The organism is Pirellulales bacterium, assembly GCA_019694435.1.
GTDB lineage: Bacteria > Planctomycetota > Planctomycetia > Pirellulales > JAEUIK01 > JAIBBZ01.
The window spans coordinates 1-18847 of record JAIBBZ010000010.1 but is presented as its reverse complement, the minus strand read 5'-3'; the positions used below and the strand labels follow the sequence as shown (position 1 = coordinate 18847).

The following is an 18847-nucleotide window of genomic DNA, read 5'->3' as shown; positions in this document are numbered from 1 at the left end:
TCGTTCGAGGTAACCGCGTTGCTCGTTGGCCCGGTCTTTAGCCGCGAGGCGGTCACGCTCCCACGGCGGCGCAGGTTCTTCATCGCGCGGATCACCTACGCCGGGATGCTGTTGGTGCTCGCCTGCACTGCCTGGCTCGTGGTCACCGGCACGAGCGTGGTGCGTGGCGTGGACGACCTGGCGCGGTTCGGCGCGATACTCTTTCAACTGCTGGCGCCTTTGCAGTTGGCCCTGGCCGTATTCTTTTCGGCCCTGGCGGCGGCCGGCGCCGTGGCCCAAGAGAAGGACCGCCGCACGCTGGTGTTGTTGCTGCTCACCCAGTTGAACAACTCCGAGCTGGTGCTCGGCAAGTGGTTGGCCAGCCTGCTTTCGGTCTTAGCGCTGCTGGCCGCGGCCTTGCCCGTGTATGCCCTGCTGTTGGCGCTGGGAGGCGTGTCGTGGGCACAGCTCGGCTGGTCCTTCGCCGTGACGCTCGCCAGCGCCCTGGCCGCCGGCAGCTTGGGCTCAACCGTAGCGCTGTGGCGCGAGAAGACCTTTCAGACGCTCGCCTTGGTCACCTTGGCCTTGGCCGCCTGGCTCGTCGGTTGGGAAGTCGTTCGAGCCGGCGTGCTGGGCGAGTCGTTTTATGGCGTGGCAAGCGCCACTTGGGCGGCCGCCTTCAGCCCTTGGCAGGCCGTGCTTGCGGCGGTCCGCCCCGATGGGCATCTCGGTCCGCCGATCGGCCCCTTTCCGGGGCCTTTGACGCTGTTCGTCGCCTTCTCGCTGGCGGTGACCGTCTGCCTCTCGGCGGTGGCGATCTTGCGTGTGCGCGTGTGGAATCCATCGCGCGAGGCGCGGCCCGCCACGGATGAGACTTGGACCGGCGGTTCGTTGTGGGAAACGATCACCGGGCGAATTGAAGCCGAGCCCGCCGCCGCGACCGAGGCGTCGGCCACCGGGGTGGCCCTCTCGATCGGCGATATTGTCCGCAAACGCCGCGAGCGCGCGCCGGCCGCGACGCTGCCGGCGCCGCCTCTGCGCCTCCATCGCCAGGTTTGGGACAATCCGATTCTCTGGCGCGAGGTCCGCACTTGGGCATATGGCCGCAAGATCATCGTCGTGCAGCTCGCGTATCTGTCGCTGGCCGTGCTCGCGGCGGCGGCGCTGGTGAGCATGGTCGGCAGCCCGGGCGGCTTGACCCGCGCGCAAGCCAGCCTGGCGTTGGTGCCGTTGTTTGTGCTCAGCCTGGTGCTGATCAATGCCCAGGCCGTGACTGCATTGACCGGCGAACGCGACGGCCGAGCCATCGACCTGCTGTTGGTCAGCGACTTGAGCCCCGCCGAATTCATCTTCGGCAAGCTCGGCGGAATCTTCTACAACGTCAAGGAAGTCGTGCTGGCGCCGTTGCTGCTGTGCGGCTACTTGTGGTGGGTCGGCGAGCTGAGCGGGGAGAACTTGATTTACGTCTGTGGCGGTCTGCTGGTGATGGACCTGTTCGTGGCCGTACTCGGGCTGCACGTCGGCATGATCTACGAGAGTTCGCGGACGGCGATCTTCACCAGCCTCGGAACGGTCTTCTTCCTGTTCGTCGGCATTGCCGTGTGCATGCGGCTGATGGTGGCCTTCAGCGGGTCCTTCGAGGTTCAGCTCCAGCCGTTTCTGGCCTTCATGGTCGGTGGCGGAGTGGGGCTGTACCTGGCCCTGGGGGCGCGCAATCCTTCGCCGGCGATCGCCTTGGCTTCGGCCTTGTGCCCGTTCGCGACGTTTTACGCGATCACGAGCTTCCTGTTGGAATACACGCTGGGCGTGTTCCTGGTGACGGGGCTCACCTACGGCTTTGCCACGGCCGCCATGCTCGTGCCGGCGCTATACGAGTTCGACGTCGCCACGGGCCGCACGACGGCTGACGAATAGATGCCTCGGCTGCGGCGCGGGCGCCTGACCGTGTTACTTGTGATACCCCAGCGAGAGGATCACCGAGAGCATTTCTTCGTAAGTCACGAAGCGGCGACGGTGCCGCAGCTTGTAGCTGTCGATCGCGTTGGCCAGCTCTTGGGCCGCGGGCGACAATTCCTCGTGACTGGCCGAGAATTGACGACGCTCGATTGCGGCGCCGGCTGCTCCTTCGTTGCGACGGCGTTCGACGAACGGTTGCGGATTCGATTCCTGAAGGGTCGCGCCGGTCATGTTCGTGCTCCTTACCAGTCGCACTGTTTCGAGGTCACCAGGCAACTCTACGTCGTGGCGCGACCAACGCCAAAACCGCGGCATTTCGCCGCCGTGGGGGCCGGGCCATGCAGGTGCCGTCCGGTCCGGTTCGGGAGATTGGACCGATTGCGCAGCCGGTGCCCGCGCCACTACCGGAGCAGGGTGGGCTGTGCCGGTTGGAGGGCCAGTGCGGCCCGCGAATAGAGCTCGCGCCCGCGGGTTCCCTGCGGCTCGAGGGCCAGCATTTCCTGGGCGATCGCCTGGGCCGCGGCCGGGCGGCCGGCCCGCATCTCGACGTCGGCCAATTGGTAGAGGATGTCGCCCGTCGGCGGCCCACGGCGCAGGGCCAAACGCAACGTCTCGGCCGCGTCGTCGTAACGGGCCATGGCTGCGTATGACTGGCCGAGCAAATAGAGGGCCTGTTGCGGTTCTTCGCCATCGGCATACAGATCGAGGTAGGCGTGCAGGTTGACCATTGCCTGCTGCGGATCATTGAGCTGGCGATAGATTTCGGCAATCTGCAAGAGCACGTCGCGATTCTGCGGCTCGTAGCCGAGCGCCTTTTGATAGTCGGCCAACGCCCGCCGCGGCAGGCCGGCCTGCTGCATCATCTGGCCGTGCAGGGCCCAACCGGCCGCGGCATGCGGGTCGAGATCGAGCGAGCGTTCGACGCGGGCAAGCGCCTGCTCCGTTTGGCCCAGCGCAGCTTGCATCTCGGCGACGGCCAGCAGCAGCTTGGGGTCGTCGGCCGACAACCGTAACGCCTCGTTCATCTGCGCGAGCGCCTCGTGCGTCGCTCCGCGATGCCAGAGGGCCTGCGCATAGTAGCGCCTGGCCTGTGGATCGACGTCGCAGGTTTGTACGGCTTCGGCCAGGAGCGTCTCGGCCTCGGCCCAATCCTCACGCTCGATGGCGCTGATGCCCTGGGACGACAACTGGCGCGAATTGACAATCGCCTTGGGGGCCGAACCGAAGCGCTGAGTAAAAGCGCAGCCGCCGGGCATGATCGACAACAGGCACAAGCCCAGCGCCACGAGCAGCCGCCCGCCGTAAGGCACGGCCCCGGCGCGCAACCTCGGCGCGGAGGCGCTTACGAAGCGCTCCTGCGGCGCTGTGATCTGCATCCTGAGAAGGGCGTCCATGCCCGGCGTCCCACCCCGCTTGGGTTCATCCTGATAAGTGGGATGCTCTGCGTGAATTGGGCGGTGATCGTACTGGGCTCGCGCGGCCGGGACAAGGCCGCTTCGGCCGCGCACGCTGTGTCGCGGCGTCGATGCGGTAAACTGAACAAGCGGAGCAAGCCGCACCCGCGCCGCGAAAGCTCATTCCACTGCCCGAAGGCCTGCCAGCTATGCCCGCTATCTTCGACCGCCACGGTCTGCATTTTCTCTATCCCGAAGATTGGACCGTGGAAGACAACTCGGACGAGGCCCAGGCGTCGGTGACGGTCTACAGCCCCGACGGCTGGTACTGGTCGGTCAACGCGTTCGGCAAAGACGCCGACCGCGACGTGCTGGTCGAAGAGGCCGTCCGCGCGTTTCAATCCGAGTATCAGGGCGTCGACACCTACCCGGTCCATGAGCAGATCGCCGAGCGCGACTTGACCGGCTTCGATCTCGATTTCATCTATCTGGACCTGATCACTCGGGCCCTGATTCGGGCCGTGCGGCACGGCGATCAGACGTTGGTAATCGTCTGCCAGGCAGAAGATCGACAGCTTGCCCGGTTAGAGCCCGTGTTCCGTGCGATGACCACGAGCTTGTTGCAGAGCGACACCTAGTCGCCGCCCGGCTTGCCTTTCGGACCGATGCCAGGCAAGGGAAACACGGTCGACGCCACGTGTTGCGCTGCCAAAATGCCTTCTAGTTGGGATACGACTTCCGGGTGTGCCGCGGCCACATCGGTCGTTTCGTCAGGATCGATGCTCAGGTTGTAGAGTTCGGTTCGCGGACCCTGCTTGCCTTTGGTCCTCGCCATGCGCTGGCGCACCGCCTTCCACGGACCTTGCCACACGGCTTGCTGACCGCCGTCGTCTGCGAATTCGCGGTAGAGAAACGGCCGCTCCTTCTGCGACTGGCCAAGCAAGGTCGCGCCGAACGTAAGGCCGTCGAGGCCGGCCGGTATCGATGCGCCCTGGCCGGTCAACTCCAGCAAGGTCGGTAACCAGTCTTCGAACCCGCAGACGCGGTCGCTCGTCGAACCCGCCGCGATGTGTTCGGGCCAGCGAACGATCAAGGGAACGCGCAAGCCACCTTCGTAAATCGAACCCTTGCGGCCGTGCAGCGTGCCGCCGGAGCCGAAGAAGTCGGTGTCGACGCCGCCCGTACCGCTCACCGCGGGGCCATTGTCGCTGGTGAATACGATCAGCGTGTTGTCGGCCAGCTGCAACTCGTCGAGCAGGTCGAGCAGTCGGCCGACGTGCTGATCCAGCCGCGAGACCATGGCCGCATAGCAGGCGCGCGGCATGCGCTGCGGCAAATAGCGGCGCTCGCCCCGATAGGGCGTCTCGGCAAAGGCGTGTTCGTAGGCAGCCAAGGCGTCGGCCGGGGCTTGGAGCGCCAGGTGCGGAATCGTCGAGGGGAAATACAGGAAGAACGGCCGCTGGCGATGGGCCCGGACAAACTCGAACGCTTGTTCGGCGATCACGTCGGCCGAGTATTGCCGACCGGTATACCGGGCGTAGCTCGCCGGGTCGTGCGGGTCGGCATCCGGCGGCAGCGACTGATGCGCGGCGAATTCCGGATTATCCAGCGCGACGCGCCGATCGTTGTCCCAGAGAAACGTGGGAAAGAAGTTATGGGCCACGCCTTGGCAGTTGTAGCCAAAGAAGCGGTCGAAGCCTTGCCGTTGTGGTGCGCCGGAAGTCTCGACGCCGCCGAGCCCCCACTTGCCGAAACCGCCCGTCGCATAGCCGGCCGCGTGCAGCAATTCGGCAAGTGTGACGGTCTCGTCGGGAATCGGGTATTGCCCGGGCTCGCCCTGCACCCGTTGGCGGTTGTTGCGGATGAACGCGTGACCGGAGTGCAGCCCGGTCATCAACACGCATCGCGATGGCGCACACACGGGCGAGCCACTGTAATGGCGCGAAAACCGCATGCCTTGTGCCGCCAGGCGGTCGATATTCGGCGTACGGATCTTCGTCTGACCGTAGCAGCCCAAGTCGCCCCAACCGAGATCGTCGGCCAGGATGAAGACGATGTTCGGCGGCGGCTGGGCCGCCGCGAGCGGCGACACCTCGGCGCCAACTACCACGAGCAGAACGACGAACACGGCGAGCCAGGGGCGGTTGTTCATAGCCGCCAGATTAGCGTGCACGATCAGCGGCTGCACACCGCCGGCGCAAATAGCAACCCGAGGGCACCGAGCGCGGCGCTATTCTTGCGCCGTGCTCGATGCGACTCGGGTTTCCCACGATCGGCAGGATTGCACGGTGAGCGCGAAGGTGCCCGGGGTGCGTAGCTGCCGCACGCAACCCCGGGCCTTCGCGGAAGTCGTTCGGGTCAGGCCGCTCGAGCCCTGGGGCGGGTTTAGTGATGCGCCCCGTTGCTGGTGGTGAACTGCTCTTCCTCGGTCGAGCCGGACAAGGCGGTCGTCGAGGCCTGACCGCCGGCCACGGTCTGCGCGACCAGGTCGAAGTAGCCGGTGCCCACGAACCGCTGGTGCTTCGTGGCCCGGTAGCCGCTTTGCGCCTCGAGGGCGAACTCGCGCTCCTGGAGTTGCGAGTAGGCGGCCATGCCCGAGTCGCGGTAGCCGCGGGCCAACTCGAACATCGACAGGTTGAGCGAGTGAAACCCGGCCAGCGTGACGAACTGGTATTTGTAGCCCATCGCGCCGAGTTCCTGCTGGAAGCGGGCGATCGAACGGTTGTCGAGCTTCTGCTTCCAGTTGAACGATGGCGAGCAGTTGTAGGCCAACAGCTTGCCCGGGAAGCGGGCATGAATCGCGGCGGCGAACTCGCGGGCCTCGTCGATGTTCGGCTCGCTGGTTTCGCACCAGATCAGGTCCGAGTACGGGGCATACGCCAAACCGCGGGCGATGGCGATGTCCAGGCCGCCGCGGATGCGGTAGAAGCCCTCGGCCGTGCGCTCGCCCGTGATGAATTCACGGTCGCGGGCATCGACGTCGCTGGTGATCAATTGCGCGCTGTTGGCGTCAGTTCGGGCCACGACGATCGAAGGCACACCGCAGACGTCGGCCGCGAGGCGTGCGGCGGTCAGCGTGCGGATGTGCTGCGAGGTCGGCACCAGCACCTTGCCGCCCATGTGGCCGCATTTCTTTTCGCTGGCCAATTGGTCTTCGAAGTGTACGGCCGCGGCGCCGGCTTCGATCATGGCCTTCATCAGCTCAAAGGCGTTCAGCGCCCCGCCGAAGCCGGCCTCGGCATCGGCGACGATCGGCAGCAGGTAGTCGATCTCATTGCGCCCCTCGGAGTGCTGCACCTGGTCGGCGCGGCGCAGGGCGTTGTTAATGGCGCGGACGATGTGCGGCACGCTGTCGGCCGGGTAGAGACTCTGGTCGGGGTACATCTGTCCGGCGCGGTTGGCGTCGGCGGCGACTTGCCAGCCGCTGAGGTAAATGGCCTTGAGCCCGGCTTCGGCCATTTGCACCGCCTGGTTGCCGGTCAAGGCCCCCAGCGAGTTGATGTACGGCTCGGTCTTCAGCGCCTGCCACAGCTTTTCGGCGCCCTGGCGGGCCAACGAGTGCTCGACGAACACGCTGCCGCGCAGCCGGTCGACGTCCTCGGCCGAATAATCGCGCTGGATGCCTTGCCAGCGCTCGTCCGATAACCAGGCTTCTTTCAGTGCGGCAACCGTTTGCATTCCAGACATGGCTTCAACTCCTGATTCGGGGGGGATGTTTTCAATCGTAAGGCGGTTGTGATGAACGGGGCGCCGGCCGCGCTAGTCCAGATGCTCGTAAGCGGGCAGCGTCAGGAAATCGGCGCACTCGTCATCGGTGATCAACTTGTCAAACAGCTCGGCGGCCAGCTTGAACTTGCCGTGGTCGTAGGCCTGGGCGCCGACCAACTCGCGAATCTTGGCCAGCTCCTCCTGGAGCACCTGGCGGAAGAGTTGGACCGTCACCTTGCGGCCGTCGGCCAACTTTCCGGCCGGGTGGCGAATCCACTGCCAGACCTGCGTGCGGCTGATCTCGGCCGTCGCGGCGTCTTCCATCAGGTTGTAGATCGGCACGCAGCCAGTGCCTCGCAGCCAGGCTTCGAGGTACAGCAGGCCCACGTTGACGTTCGTCCGCAGTCCCGCCTCGGTGATGGTGCCCGGGGGAATCGCCAACAAGTCGCTCGCGTCGACATTGACGTCTTCGCGGAGGACGTTGCGCTGGTTGGGGCCCGGCATCTTCGCGTCGAAGATCTCCATCGCGATCGGCACCAGTCCGGGATGGGCCACCCAGGTACCGTCGTGGCCGTCGCCGGCCTCGCGGAGCTTATCTTGGCGGACCTTGTCCAGCGCGGCTTCGTTGGCCGCGGGGTCGTTCTTAATCGGAATCTGCGCGGCCATGCCGCCCATCGCGTGGGCTCCGCGACGGTGACAGGTCTTGATGACCAGTTGCGAGTACGATCGCAGGAAGTGCGTCGTCATCGTCACCTGAGCACGATCCGGCAGGACGAAATCGCCGCGGCGGCGGAATTTCTTGATGAAGCTGAAGATGTAGTCCCAGCGGCCGCAGTTCAGCCCGACGATGTGGTTACGCAGCTCGTAGAGGATCTCGTCCATCTCGAACGCGGCCAGAATCGTCTCGATCAGCACGGTCACCTTGATCGTGCCCTGGGGAATGCCGAGCTGTTGCTGAGCCTCGACGAACACGTCGTTCCACAGCCGGGCCTCGAGATGGCTTTCGAGCTTCGGCAGGTAGAAGTACGGGCCCGTGCCCTTCTCGAGCAACTGGCGCACGTTGTGGAAGAAGTACAGGCCGAAGTCGAACAGCGAGCCGGAGATTTCCTGACCGTCGACCAGCACGTGCTTTTCGTTCAGGTGCCAGCCGCGCGGCCGGACCAGCAGCGTGGCCGTCTGTTTGTTGAGTTGATAGACCTTGCCTTCGGGGCTGGTGAATTGAATCGTGCCGGCCACCGCGTCGCGCAGATTGATCTGGCCCTCGAGCGTGCCGACCCACGTCGGGGCGTGCGAGTCTTCGAAGTCGGCCATGTAGATTTTCGCGCCGGAGTTCAGCGCGTTGATGACCATCTTGCGATCGACCGGGCCGGTGATTTCCACGCGGCGGTCGAGCAGATCGGCCGGCGTCGGCGCGACTTGCCATTCGCTCCGGCGAATTTCAGCCGTCTCGGGCAGGAAATCGGGCAATTCGCCGGCATCGAGCCGGGCCTGCCGCTCGCGTCGCCGGGCCAGCAATTCGAGCCGTCGGGCGTTGAACTTGCGCTGCAAGTTCGCCACGAACCGTAGCGCCTCGGGCGTAAGAATGGCCTGCGCTTCGTCAGGCACGCTGCGCGTGAGCTCGATGCTCTCGCTCTTCAGACCGGTATCGACCGCCATGGTGTGTACTCCTCCGCGAAAACGTTCCCCGCAGCGACGCTCGGAAATTGGCAGCGCGCCGCCGCACGCTCGTTCGCAGAGAAGAGAGCCGTCGTCCTCCGGCTCCAGAGCAGATTTCCCTTTTTGCCGTCACCTGCCGACGGCAACTCTCCCGGGAAAAGCCCAGACCATGAGCAGCCCACCGCACCGCGAGCGAGTCAGCGCACTCTACTAGGGGGCTGCAAAATTTGATCGCACAATTCTATCAATCTATAGTATTAATGGCTACTATTAAATGCAAACTATTGATGGGCGCTATAAACAGAAGCCCCGTTTTTCGCCGGAATTTCGCGCCTCGAAGGGCCGTCGGCCATGTCGAACCTGCAGCACTACAAGCACAATCGCCTGCAACAATTGCGCGGATTTTGTTACGCGGCGCAAAGCGGCAGCATTTCCAAGGCGGCCGAGCGACTGTACTTGAGCCAGCCCAGCGTGTCGCTGCAAATCCAGGCGCTGGAGCGCGAGCTGAAGACCGTGTTGTTCGAACGCCGCGGCCCGCGGATCACGCTCACGCCGGATGGCAAGAAGCTCTATGAGCTCGCGGCGTCGCTGGTGCAGGCCATGGACGCCCTGCCCGAGCAGTTTGAATCGGTCCGCGACGGCATCGAGCACGGCAAGCTCGACATTGCCGCCGGCGAGTCAACCATCCTCTACATCCTGCCGAAATATGTGAAGCAATTCGTTGCCACGTACCCCAGCGTCGAACTCAAGCTGCACAACGTCACCGGCCGCGACGGTTTGGCGATGTTGCGGGCCGACCAGGTCGATTTCGCCGTCGGGTCGATGATCGATGCGCCGACCGACATCGATTATTTTCCCACGTTCCAGTACGACCCCGTGCTGATTACGCCGTTGGAACACCCGTTGGCCAAGAAGAAACGGGTGTCGATGAAGGACATCGCCCAGCACTCGTTGATCCTCCCCCCTCGCCATTTGACGACCTGGCGTATTGTCGACCTGGTCTTCGAGCAGCACGGGCTCAAGTACAACGTGGCCCTCGAGGCCGGCGGCTGGGAGGTGATCAAGAAATATGTCGAGATGGGCATGGGCATCTCGATCGTCACGAGCATCTGTCTGACTGGTCAGGAAAAGCTCGCCCGGGTGTCGCTGGGGCGCTATTTCCCGATGCGAACGTATGGAGTCGTGTTGCGGCGGGGTAAATATCTTTCTCCTCAGGCGCTGCGGTTCCTCGAGATCATCGAGCCCTCGGCTTTGGCGCAGATCCAGAGTTCGGCGGGCAACGACGTCCTGTCGGGAGCCATGCCGCCGGCCCCCGAAGTGGGCGGCTCGACCAGCACGGCCGCGGGCAAACGCCGGGCGAAGCGCCGGGCCGTGGCCCCCCTGGGTGGTGCGCTGATCTAGCGGCCGGTTTCCCGGCTCGAATTGCCGGAATTCTGCCTTCCCGGTACGATCAGCGGTTGAACGGATGCGGTAGTTTCCCCGGGAGAAGTCGTCATGGATTGGCGTCGTTGGATGGTGTCTGCCTGCTTGGCCGCCCTCGCCCTGACCACCTCGGTAGCGGTCGCCCAGTTTCCCACCTCTGCTGGAGTCACGGCTCCGCCGGCTCCCTCGGCAGCCATCGGCGAAGCGGCCGTGGTCGACCTGGCCACGCAAGTGCTCGGCGAAATCATGGCCACTCCGGCGAGCGCGATTCCCAAGTCGATGCTGGCCGATGCCCAGGCGATTGCCGTCTTGCCGCGCATGACCAAGGGCGGCTTTGTCGTCGGCGTACGTCACGGCCGGGGAATTCTGGTGAGCCGCGCCGAGAACGGCGGCTGGGTCGCTCCGACGTTCATCACCATCACCGGCGGCAGTATTGGGTGGCAGGCCGGCATCGAATCGACGGACCTGGTGCTCGTCTTCAAGACCAAACACAGCCTGGAAAGCCTGGCGACCGGCAAGTTCACGATTGGCGCCGGTGTATCGGCGGCTGCAGGACCGGTTGGTCGCGAGGCCTCGCTCGGCACGGACGTGAAGTTGCAGGCCGAAATCTATTCTTATTCGCGCAGCCGCGGCATCTTCGCAGGCGCCGCCCTGGATGGCTCCGCACTTCAGGTCGATCAAGCGGCCACGGCGCGGTACTACGCGGCCGTCGCGCCTGCTTCCAATGCCCAGGTCGCACCGGCCATTCCCCCGTCGGCCATGCGGTTTCTCGACCTCGTCTCGCGCTACGCGGGCGCGAACCGATTGGTACCGCCCCCGGAACCCGCCCCTGCCGGCAGCGCCGCGACGCTCGAGACGCTCACTCCGGCCTTGCTCCGGGCGTCCGCTTCGTTGCAACCGCTGCTCGACGAGCGCTGGCGCGAGTATTTGGCGCTACCGGCCGAACTCCAGCAGCCGGGCGGCAAGGTCGATTCCGCGCGCCTGGCGGTGACTATGCAGCGGTACCAGACTGTCGCCGCCGACGCTCGATACCACGATCTCTCCGGCCGTGTGGAGTTCCAGCAAACGCTCGATCTGCTGCGGCAATACTCCGAAAAGCTGACGGCTCAAGCGACGTTGCCGTTGCCGCCGCCGCCTCCTCAATGAGGCATAGCGATCCTGGTTAGGCCGGGAGGTTCCGCAAACGTGGGGGCGCGGTTCCTGAATTCCCGCTAAGGTGCCGGATTTGTGCGGCTTTCCACGCATAAATCCTTGACCGCTATCACGTTCGTATCTACTGTGTGCGTGTGGTGGGCCAGTGCGGGTAATTCGGGCCTCCTCCTTACGGAACAACGCTAATCTCTCGAGCGCTCATTCCGGCGACGGCAACCCAGGATCGGGCTGCGCGCCGTTTTTTTGTTGGCCCGCATCCATTTCTTCACACGACAACCAGCGCGCTGGTTTTCCCTGGCGGCTTCACCCTTGAGACGCATACCACACCTACCCAACTTCCGCACTCAATCTTCGCGGCTCGCCGGACTGGCGATGCTTGCCGTCGGACTGCTGCAGCCAGCAGTCCATCCGGCCTGCGCGATTGATCAACTACATCAGCAAGTTCTGTTCGACGCCGGCGACAACGGGTACCACACGTTCCGCATTCCGGGGCTGGTGGTATCGAACAGCGGCGCGCTGTTGGCCTTTGCCGAAGGGCGCTACGACAGCACGCTGGACCGCGCCGTGACCGACCTGGTCCTGCGGCGCAGTTTCGATAATGGCCAAACCTGGCAACCCCTACAGGTCGTCGTGCCGGGGTTTGTCGACGAGCTCAATCTGAACAACCCCACGCCGATCGTCGATCGGGTGACGGGCGACATCATCATGCCCTACATCCTCGACGCCAGCCGGGTCTTTGTGACCCGCAGCAGCGACGACGGGGCGAGCTGGTCGGCTCCCGAGGAGATCACCTCGCAGGTCAAGGACCCGTTGTGGGACTTCTATGCGCCTGGTCCAGGGCATGCGATCCAATTGAGCAGCGGCCGGCTGCTGGTGCCGTCGTACCATCGCGGTATCGATCGCGACCTGCCCTACGCGCACGCCTTCTGGAGCGACGATCACGGCACGACCTGGCAGTACGGCGAGTCGATCACCGGCGAGTTCTATCTGGAAGAGGGTAGCGCGGTCGAGATGCTCGACGGCTCCGTGGTCAACCTGATGCGGTACGACCACGACAGCATTCCCTTGCGGAATTCGGCTCACAGCTACGACGGCGGCGCGACTTGGGACTCGCCCGTCGAGGTGGCCTCGCTGGGCAACGTCAATGTGCAGGGTAGCGCGATCCGGCTCACGGACGTGATCAACGACGACGCGAACCGTATCTTGTATTCGACCCCGTACGGGAGCGATGTTCGCGAAAAAATGTCGGTGCTGACCAGCTACGACGAAACCGAATCGTTCGTCAATCCGCGTACCGTCTACTACGGCCCCTCGGCCTACTCCGACCTGGCGATCAGTCCCGATCAGACGATCAACCTGCTCTACGAACGGGGTCGCTACAACCTGGGCTACAACCACATCTACCAGCAGATCGCCTTCACGCAGTTCGACCAGCAGTGGCTCGAACACGGGCCCGCCGAACACGTGCGTTGGGACTTCGCCGAGCAGGCAGCGGGCACACCCAACCCGCGCGACGGCTCGATCCTCGATTCGAGCGGCTACGACATGCACGCCACGGCCTTGGGCGCGCCTACCTACGTGCCGGGCGCGGCGGGTGGCGACGGCCGGGCGATGCATTTCAGTTCGGCGACGGACGACTGCATCGTGCTGGACAAGGACGATACGGCCGACTTCTTTGATTTCAAGTACGGCGCCCCGTTCTCGATCGAGGTGATGCTCCGTACCAACAGTCATGCTTCCGGCGGTTTTGGCGCCGCCGGCATGATCGTCGGCAGCGCCGAGAGTGCTGCCAGCTCGCAGTGGTTCCTGCAGATCGACAACGGGCAGGTGCGGTTCTTCGTTCGCGATATGCTCAACCGCGCACGAACCCTGACCGGGGGCACCGATCTGGCCAACGGCGAGTGGTTCAAGATCAACGCTGTCCGCGACACCAACGATCGCTTGTTCAAGCTCTACATTAACGGTGTGCTGGTCGCCGAACGGTCGGACGACTTGCTCGATATCCTGACCGGCGAGGCCGATGTGATGATCGGCGAGTGGCTGGACATGACCCGATCGTTTGACGGCGATATCGACTATATTTCATTCAGCCGTAGCGTGTTCTCGCCCGTGGCCGTGCCCGAGCCTTCGAGCCTGGTGCTGCTGGCGACGGGGGTGTTCGCGGGCGGGTTGTTCTGCAGGCGGCGGCGCCACGAGGCGCGCGAAGTTCATCCCTAAGGCGCGGATTCAAATCGCGGGGCGCGAAGGATCTTCATGGCTTTGCATTCGATCTATCGAGCGGACGATCGTCGTCGACGCTGCGGGCTGCTGGGGCTGGCCGTTGCGGCCCTGTTCGCGTTTGTCTGCCCGTGGGCGGCGGCGCAAGAACTGAACCAGCAGATCCTGTTCCAAGGTGGCTCCGGTGGCTATTACACCTACCGCATCCCGGCCCTCGTCGTGAGCAACTCCGGAACCTTGATGGCCTTTGCCGAAGGTCGCTACGAGACGCTCAACGATCGCGCGACGAGCGACCTGATCCTGCGCCGCAGCTTCGACAATGGTCAGACCTGGCAAAACACCCAGGTCGTGGTGCCCGGCTTCGCCACGCAAAGCAACTACAACAATCCGACACCGATCGTCGACCGTGTGACGGGCGAGATCATCATGCCCTTCATTCTCGACGCCAGCCGGGTGTTCGTGACCAAGAGCAGCGACGACGGGGCGAACTGGTCGGCGCCCGTCGAAATCACCTCGCAGGTGAAGGATCCGGGCTGGGGTTGGTATGCCCCGGGGCCGGGCCATGCGATCCAGCTCGACAGCGGACGGCTGCTGGTGCAGGCCTATCACCGGCCGGGCGTGTCGGGCACGCCCTACGCTCACTCGTTCTACAGCGACGATCACGGCGCCACGTGGCAGTTGGGCGAAACGATCGGCCAATTCAACCTGGGCGAAGGTACCTCGGTGCAGACCATGGACGGCAACGTGACGGCGATCATGCGCTACGATTGGGGGGCGTCGTCCATTCGCAATACGGCCCGGAGCACCGATGGCGGTGAGACCTGGTCGGATGCGCAGTACGAGGCGGACTTGGGCGGTGTCAACGTCGAGGGAAGCTCCATTCGCTATACGGACGAAGTGAACGACGATGCCAACCGGATCTTGTTCTCGACGCCGTACGGCACCACGACGCGCGAGAAGATGACCGTGCTGACCAGTTACGACGAGACCGACTCGTGGACGAATCCGCGGACGGTCTATTGGGGCCGCTCGGCCTATTCGGACCTGGCGGTCAGTCCTGACAAGTCGGTCAACTTGCTCTACGAACGCGGGCGGTACAACGTCCCGGGGTTCGAGCACACCTACCAATCCATCGCCTTTGCCCAGTTCGACCAGCAGTGGCTCGAAGGCGGCCAGGACGACTTCGTCCGCTACGATTTCGCCGAGCAGTCCAGCGGCGCGGCGGCCCACAATGTCGACGGCAATATTCTCGACTCGAGCGGCGTCGACATGCACGGCAGCGCCTACGAGCTACCGACCTACGTGCCCGGTGCCCCCGGGGGCGACGGCCGCGCACTGCATTTTTCCGCGTCGGACGATCGGGTGGTCATCGAAAAAGAGGACGCGTCGCTGTTTTTCGACTTCTACGACTCGTTTTCGATCGAGGCCATGTTCCGCACCACGTCGCATGGCACCGGGGGGTTCAGCGGCGGCGGCGTGATCATCGGCAGCGGCAAAGCTGATCTGAGCGGATCGTACTGGGTGCTGCAGGTCGACAATGGACAACTGCGGTTCGTCTTGCGCGACGTCGCCAACCGCACGCGTACGCTGCTCGCCGGCGAAGGCCTGTCGGACGGCGAGTGGTACAAGGTCAACGCCGTGCGCGATGCCAACGAGCACCTGTTGAAGCTCTACATCAACGATCAGTTGACGACCTTTCGCGACGACGATCTGTCGTTCTTGTTCAACGACGAAGACATCATCATCGGCGAATGGTCGAACCTGGCCCGGTCGTTTGTCGGCGATCTCGACTATGTGAAGATCACCCGCGGCGGCTACGCGCCCATCGCCGTCCCTGAGCCGTCGAGCTATGTGCTCCTGGCGACGGGCGTGATCACCTTGGGGGTGGTCCAACGGCGGCGCAGGCGCCGGGCTTAACGCCGCAGCCAACTCAACCCAGGCGTTTCAGCACGGCGTCGGTCGCCTGAGCCGTCGTCAGCCGTCCGCCCAAGTCGCCGGTCGTCTCGCCGGCCGCGAGGGCTCCAGCGACCGCGGCTCGTACCTTGTCGGCGGTGGCGGGCTGTTCGAGCCAATCGAGCATCAAGGCGCCGCTCAGGATCATCGCCACGGGATTGGCGATGCCCCGTCCGGCAATATCCGGCGCCGAGCCGTGCACCGGTTCGAACATCGAGGGGAACCGCCGCTCCGGATTGGTGTTCGTGCTCGGCGCCAGGCCCAGGCCGCCGGCGATGATTCCGCCCAGATCGGTGAGCAGATCGCCGAACAGATTCGACGCCACGACCACGTCGAACGTCTCGGGCTGGCGGACGAAGTTCATCGCGCATGCGTCGGCGTGCTGCTTGTCGGCCTCGATGTCCGGATACTCGGGCCGCAGTTGTTCGAGGACCTCGTCCCACAGCGTGAAGGCATAGCGCAGGGCGTTGCTCTTGGTCACCATCGTCAGCCGCTTTCGCCGGCGACGCGCCGTTTCGAAGCCGAAGCGCACGATACGTTCGACGCCGCGACGGGTGTGAATGGCCGTTTGCAGGGCCGTCTCATCGGGCTGCCCGACGCGGAACCGGCTGCCCGAGTCGACGTACTCCCCTTCGCTGTTTTCGCGGATCACGACGAAGTCGATGTGTTCGGGCCCCTTGCCGGCCAACACGCTGCGCACGCCGGGATAGAGCTTGACCGGCCGCAGACAGGCGTACTGATCGAACGCCTGGCGGATGCGCACCAAGGGGGCCAGCGTCACGTGATCGGGAAGCGTCGCCGGCCAGCCGACGGCCCCCAGGTAAATCGCCGAGAACGGGCGCAAGACGTCGAGAAAGTTGGCAGGCGCGACCTGCCCCGTCTGCGCGTAGTAGTCTGCGCCCCAGGGGAGCTCGGTGGTTTCCAGATTGAAAGTGCCCGCCAATTCGGCCGCGCGATGCAACACGCGCAGCGCCTCGGGGGTGACTTCTTTTCCAATCCCGTCGCCGGGATAAACCGCAATTTTGTAAGACTGCATAGGTCGATCCGATCGCTTCAACGGGAGGCCGCCTCGTGCCGGCACGCCAACTTGCCGGGCAGCCACGGAGAGCGAGTTTTACGCGATTTGGTCGCGTTCGCGTAGCGGGCGCGGCCGGTGTGCCGCCGCGGGCGAAAATTCCCCGATTTCGCCCGCGGCCGTGGCTGCGAGCCTGACGCGTGTAGTGCGTTGCAAGAACTACATCGGTTCGCGCGCGACGAAACGCGTGCTGTCACGCGGGCCAACGGGCCGCAAGACATTCCTCCAGCGGGCTTTAGCCGGCAACAGCCGTCCACGGGGCCGGACTCGAAGCCTGCATGGCACGGGAACTGCAATCCATCTTCAGCAACGAGAGGGTCGATCTGGCGTAGCCCGCAACGCGCTGCTTGCTCGACCCGCGCCGCCTTTGCCGGTGGCGTTTCCGTGAATCTTAGTCGCCCGTCGCCGCGCAACCGGCGACCACGCCCACAACGGGCTGGGGCCATCTTTTCACGGCCAAGGGTCCGCCTGGCATTCCTCCGACGCCAGGCGGACCCTTCTTTTTTTGCAATTTGGCCGGCGCTACCGCCGCACCTTGCGAGCGGCGGTCTTCGACTTGTCGGTCGATTTCCCATGCAGGTATATTGCCGGACCAGCGGCACACCCGCACGACGCGCCGCGGCCACCTTTGCGGTCTACGGAGGGCGCATGCATGGCGACTGATATCGTCGAGGGAGCCGTTCAACAGATCGGCGAGACTTCGGGAACGGTGTGGCGCACGCTGGCGGATCATGGCCCGCTCAGCTTCAACAAGCTCATCAAAGAGGTCGGCGCACCACGCGATCTCGTGATGCAAGCCCTCGGCTGGCTGGCTCGCGAAGACAAGGTCGCCATCGAGGAGACCTCGCGCGGGCGGGTCGTGGCGCTCAAATACCCCGGTTAGCCGGCCCGGGGAATTCTTCGGTCGGCCGCCTGGCTCGTCGGGACGCCGCCGTTGTTTCGCGTGCTGCCCAGTGGCATGATGTTGCCGGCCGGGGGAGTTCCCGCTTTCGAGCCTGCAACCCGAGAAATGCTATGCGCTGGTCGTTGCCGCTGGTTTGGCGTCGTGGTGTGATCGTCGGTCTATTGGCCATGTGTGGTGCGCCTGGGGTGCGGCCGGCTGTGGCCGACGATCCCGAGCAAATGTTACTGTGGCCGCAAGGCGCTCCGGGCGCCGTGGGCGAGGAAGAAGTGGATCGTCCGAGCCTGACGATCTATCGCCCCGAACGTGACGCGCGCCAACCGTGCGCGGTGATCGTCTGTCCGGGCGGCGGTTATGCCCATCTGGCAGTCGATCATGAGGGAGTGCAGATTGCCGAATGGCTCAATCGGCACGGTGTGACTGCGGCCTTGCTGCGCTATCGCCTGGCCCCGCGCTACCACCACCCCGCGCCGCTCGCCGACGCGCAGCGTGCCGTGCGCTTTGTGCGTTCGCAGGCCGAGGCCTGGGGCGTCAAGCCTGACCGCATCGGGATGATCGGGTTTTCGGCCGGGGGCCACCTCGTTTCGAGCGCCGCCACGCATTTCGATCGCGGGGACGAACAGTCCTCCGACGCAGTCGACAAGCAGAGCTGCCGGCCCGATTTCGTGTTCCTCGGATACCCCGTCGTCTCGTTCACGACCGAGTTCGTACACGCCGGTTCGCGGAAGAATCTGCTCGGCGACAACCCTTCCGAGGAACTCGTCAAGCTGTTTTCCAACGAGCTACAGGTGACCCCCCAGACGCCGCCGGCCTTTCTGGTGCACTCTTCGACCGACGCGCCGGTGCCGCCTGAGAACAGTGTGCTGTTCTACCTGGCGATGCGCCGTGCAGGGGTCGATTGCGAACTGCACATTTTCGATCACGGCCCGCACGGGTTCGGCTTGGGCGTCCAGGATGCCGCGTTGGCCGTGTGGCCCGAGCTGGCGGCCAACTGGATGATCGCGCATGGCTGGATCGAGCGGCGCTGAGTTGCGTGCCATTGCCAGCGGGGCGGCTGTTTTCGCAGGGGAGCGCATCGATGGACCCGGCGGCACAGATCAAGCCTTGGATCGACCAATTGCGCGCCGATGCCGAGTCGCGCCGCACGGCGGCCATCGAGCAGCTCATGCGCTCGCCGCATCTGCAAGCGGCGGCCGTGGCCCTCGTCGAGGCGAGCGGCGATGCGAGTGAAGCCGTCCGGCAGCTTGCCAGCGGCGTGCTGGAAGACCTGGGACCACCGGCCGCGGCCGATCTGGCGCAGCTCACTGCGCTGTTGAGCAACGGGACCGAAGACGTCGCCTATTGGGCAGCCACGCTGCTCGGACGCCTGGGCGGCGCTGCGGCGCCGGCGGCCGAAACGCTCGTCTCGGCTGCCGCGCGCGACGGCGCCGCGGA

Annotated in this window: 15 protein-coding genes; 9 read left to right on the top strand and 6 right to left on the bottom strand. The window is 64.8% G+C overall.

Features of this window, described 5'->3' with window-relative positions; genetic code table 11:
• Positions 1-18: 18 nt before the first annotated feature.
• Positions 19-1893 carry an ABC transporter permease gene (locus tag K1X74_10000; protein MBX7166665.1) on the top strand — a complete coding sequence of 625 codons (1875 nt, stop codon included), beginning with the start codon at positions 19-21 and terminating at the stop codon, positions 1891-1893.
• A 33-nt stretch (positions 1894-1926) separates the two neighbouring features.
• Here the strand turns inward: K1X74_10000 and K1X74_09995 are convergent, their stop codons facing one another.
• The gene (locus K1X74_09995; GenBank protein ID MBX7166664.1) at positions 1927-2166 is read right to left on the bottom strand and encodes a hypothetical protein; all 240 of its coding nucleotides are present in this window, start codon (positions 2164-2166) and stop codon (positions 1927-1929) included.
• Positions 2167-2336: 170 nt separating this feature from the next.
• Entirely contained in the window at positions 2337-3329 is a 993-nt protein-coding gene (locus tag K1X74_09990; protein MBX7166663.1) for a tetratricopeptide repeat protein, read from the bottom strand.
• A gap of 209 nt (positions 3330-3538) precedes the next feature.
• Here K1X74_09990 and K1X74_09985 point away from each other — a divergent pair, with 209 nt between their 5' ends.
• Complete coding sequence (locus tag K1X74_09985; protein ID MBX7166662.1) at positions 3539-3967, top strand: hypothetical protein; 429 nt, start codon at positions 3539-3541, stop codon at positions 3965-3967.
• Here the strand turns inward: K1X74_09985 and K1X74_09980 are convergent.
• From K1X74_09980 to aceB, 3 genes are all read right to left on the bottom strand, one after another.
• A complete protein-coding gene (locus K1X74_09980; protein ID MBX7166661.1) occupies positions 3964-5481 on the bottom strand; it encodes an arylsulfatase in 1518 nt (505 codons plus the stop codon). The genes K1X74_09985 and K1X74_09980 overlap by 4 nt on opposite strands.
• Positions 5482-5714: 233 nt before the next feature.
• Complete coding sequence (gene aceA, locus K1X74_09975) at positions 5715-7016, bottom strand: isocitrate lyase (GenBank protein ID MBX7166660.1); 1302 nt, start codon at positions 7014-7016, stop codon at positions 5715-5717.
• 72 nt (positions 7017-7088) lie between these two features.
• Positions 7089-8693 carry a malate synthase A gene (aceB, locus tag K1X74_09970; GenBank protein MBX7166659.1) on the bottom strand — a complete coding sequence of 535 codons (1605 nt, stop codon included), beginning with the start codon at positions 8691-8693 and terminating at the stop codon, positions 7089-7091.
• A 351-nt stretch (positions 8694-9044) separates the two neighbouring features.
• On the opposite strand from aceB, the gene K1X74_09965 reads away from it, so the two are divergent.
• The 4 genes from K1X74_09965 to K1X74_09950 all read left to right on the top strand — a co-directional run bounded on the left by K1X74_09965 (position 9045) and on the right by K1X74_09950 (position 15401).
• Complete coding sequence (locus K1X74_09965; protein ID MBX7166658.1) at positions 9045-10094, top strand: LysR family transcriptional regulator; 1050 nt, start codon at positions 9045-9047, stop codon at positions 10092-10094.
• Positions 10095-10187: 93 nt separating this feature from the next.
• Entirely contained in the window at positions 10188-11261 is a 1074-nt protein-coding gene (locus K1X74_09960; GenBank protein ID MBX7166657.1) for a lipid-binding SYLF domain-containing protein, read from the top strand.
• Positions 11262-11639: 378 nt separating this feature from the next.
• Positions 11640-13484, top strand: coding sequence for an exo-alpha-sialidase (locus K1X74_09955; GenBank protein MBX7166656.1), 1845 nt, complete (start codon positions 11640-11642; stop codon positions 13482-13484).
• A gap of 36 nt (positions 13485-13520) precedes the next feature.
• Positions 13521-15401: an exo-alpha-sialidase gene (locus K1X74_09950; GenBank protein ID MBX7166655.1), complete on the top strand. Its 1881-nt coding sequence runs from the start codon at positions 13521-13523 to the stop codon at positions 15399-15401.
• A 13-nt stretch (positions 15402-15414) separates the two neighbouring features.
• Here K1X74_09950 and K1X74_09945 read toward each other — a convergent pair whose 3' ends face one another.
• Positions 15415-16473: a tartrate dehydrogenase gene (locus K1X74_09945; protein ID MBX7166654.1), complete on the bottom strand. Its 1059-nt coding sequence runs from the start codon at positions 16471-16473 to the stop codon at positions 15415-15417.
• A gap of 691 nt (positions 16474-17164) precedes the next feature.
• On the opposite strand from K1X74_09945, the gene K1X74_09940 reads away from it, so the two are divergent.
• From K1X74_09940 to K1X74_09930, 3 genes are all read left to right on the top strand, one after another.
• Positions 17165-17395 carry a winged helix-turn-helix domain-containing protein gene (locus tag K1X74_09940; GenBank protein ID MBX7166653.1) on the top strand — a complete coding sequence of 77 codons (231 nt, stop codon included), beginning with the start codon at positions 17165-17167 and terminating at the stop codon, positions 17393-17395.
• 131 nt (positions 17396-17526) lie between these two features.
• Complete coding sequence (locus tag K1X74_09935) at positions 17527-18441, top strand: alpha/beta hydrolase (protein ID MBX7166652.1); 915 nt, start codon at positions 17527-17529, stop codon at positions 18439-18441.
• Between the two features lie 50 nt (positions 18442-18491).
• Positions 18492-18847 (top strand): hypothetical protein (locus K1X74_09930; GenBank protein ID MBX7166651.1); only part of this gene is annotated, 356 nt, incomplete at its 3' end.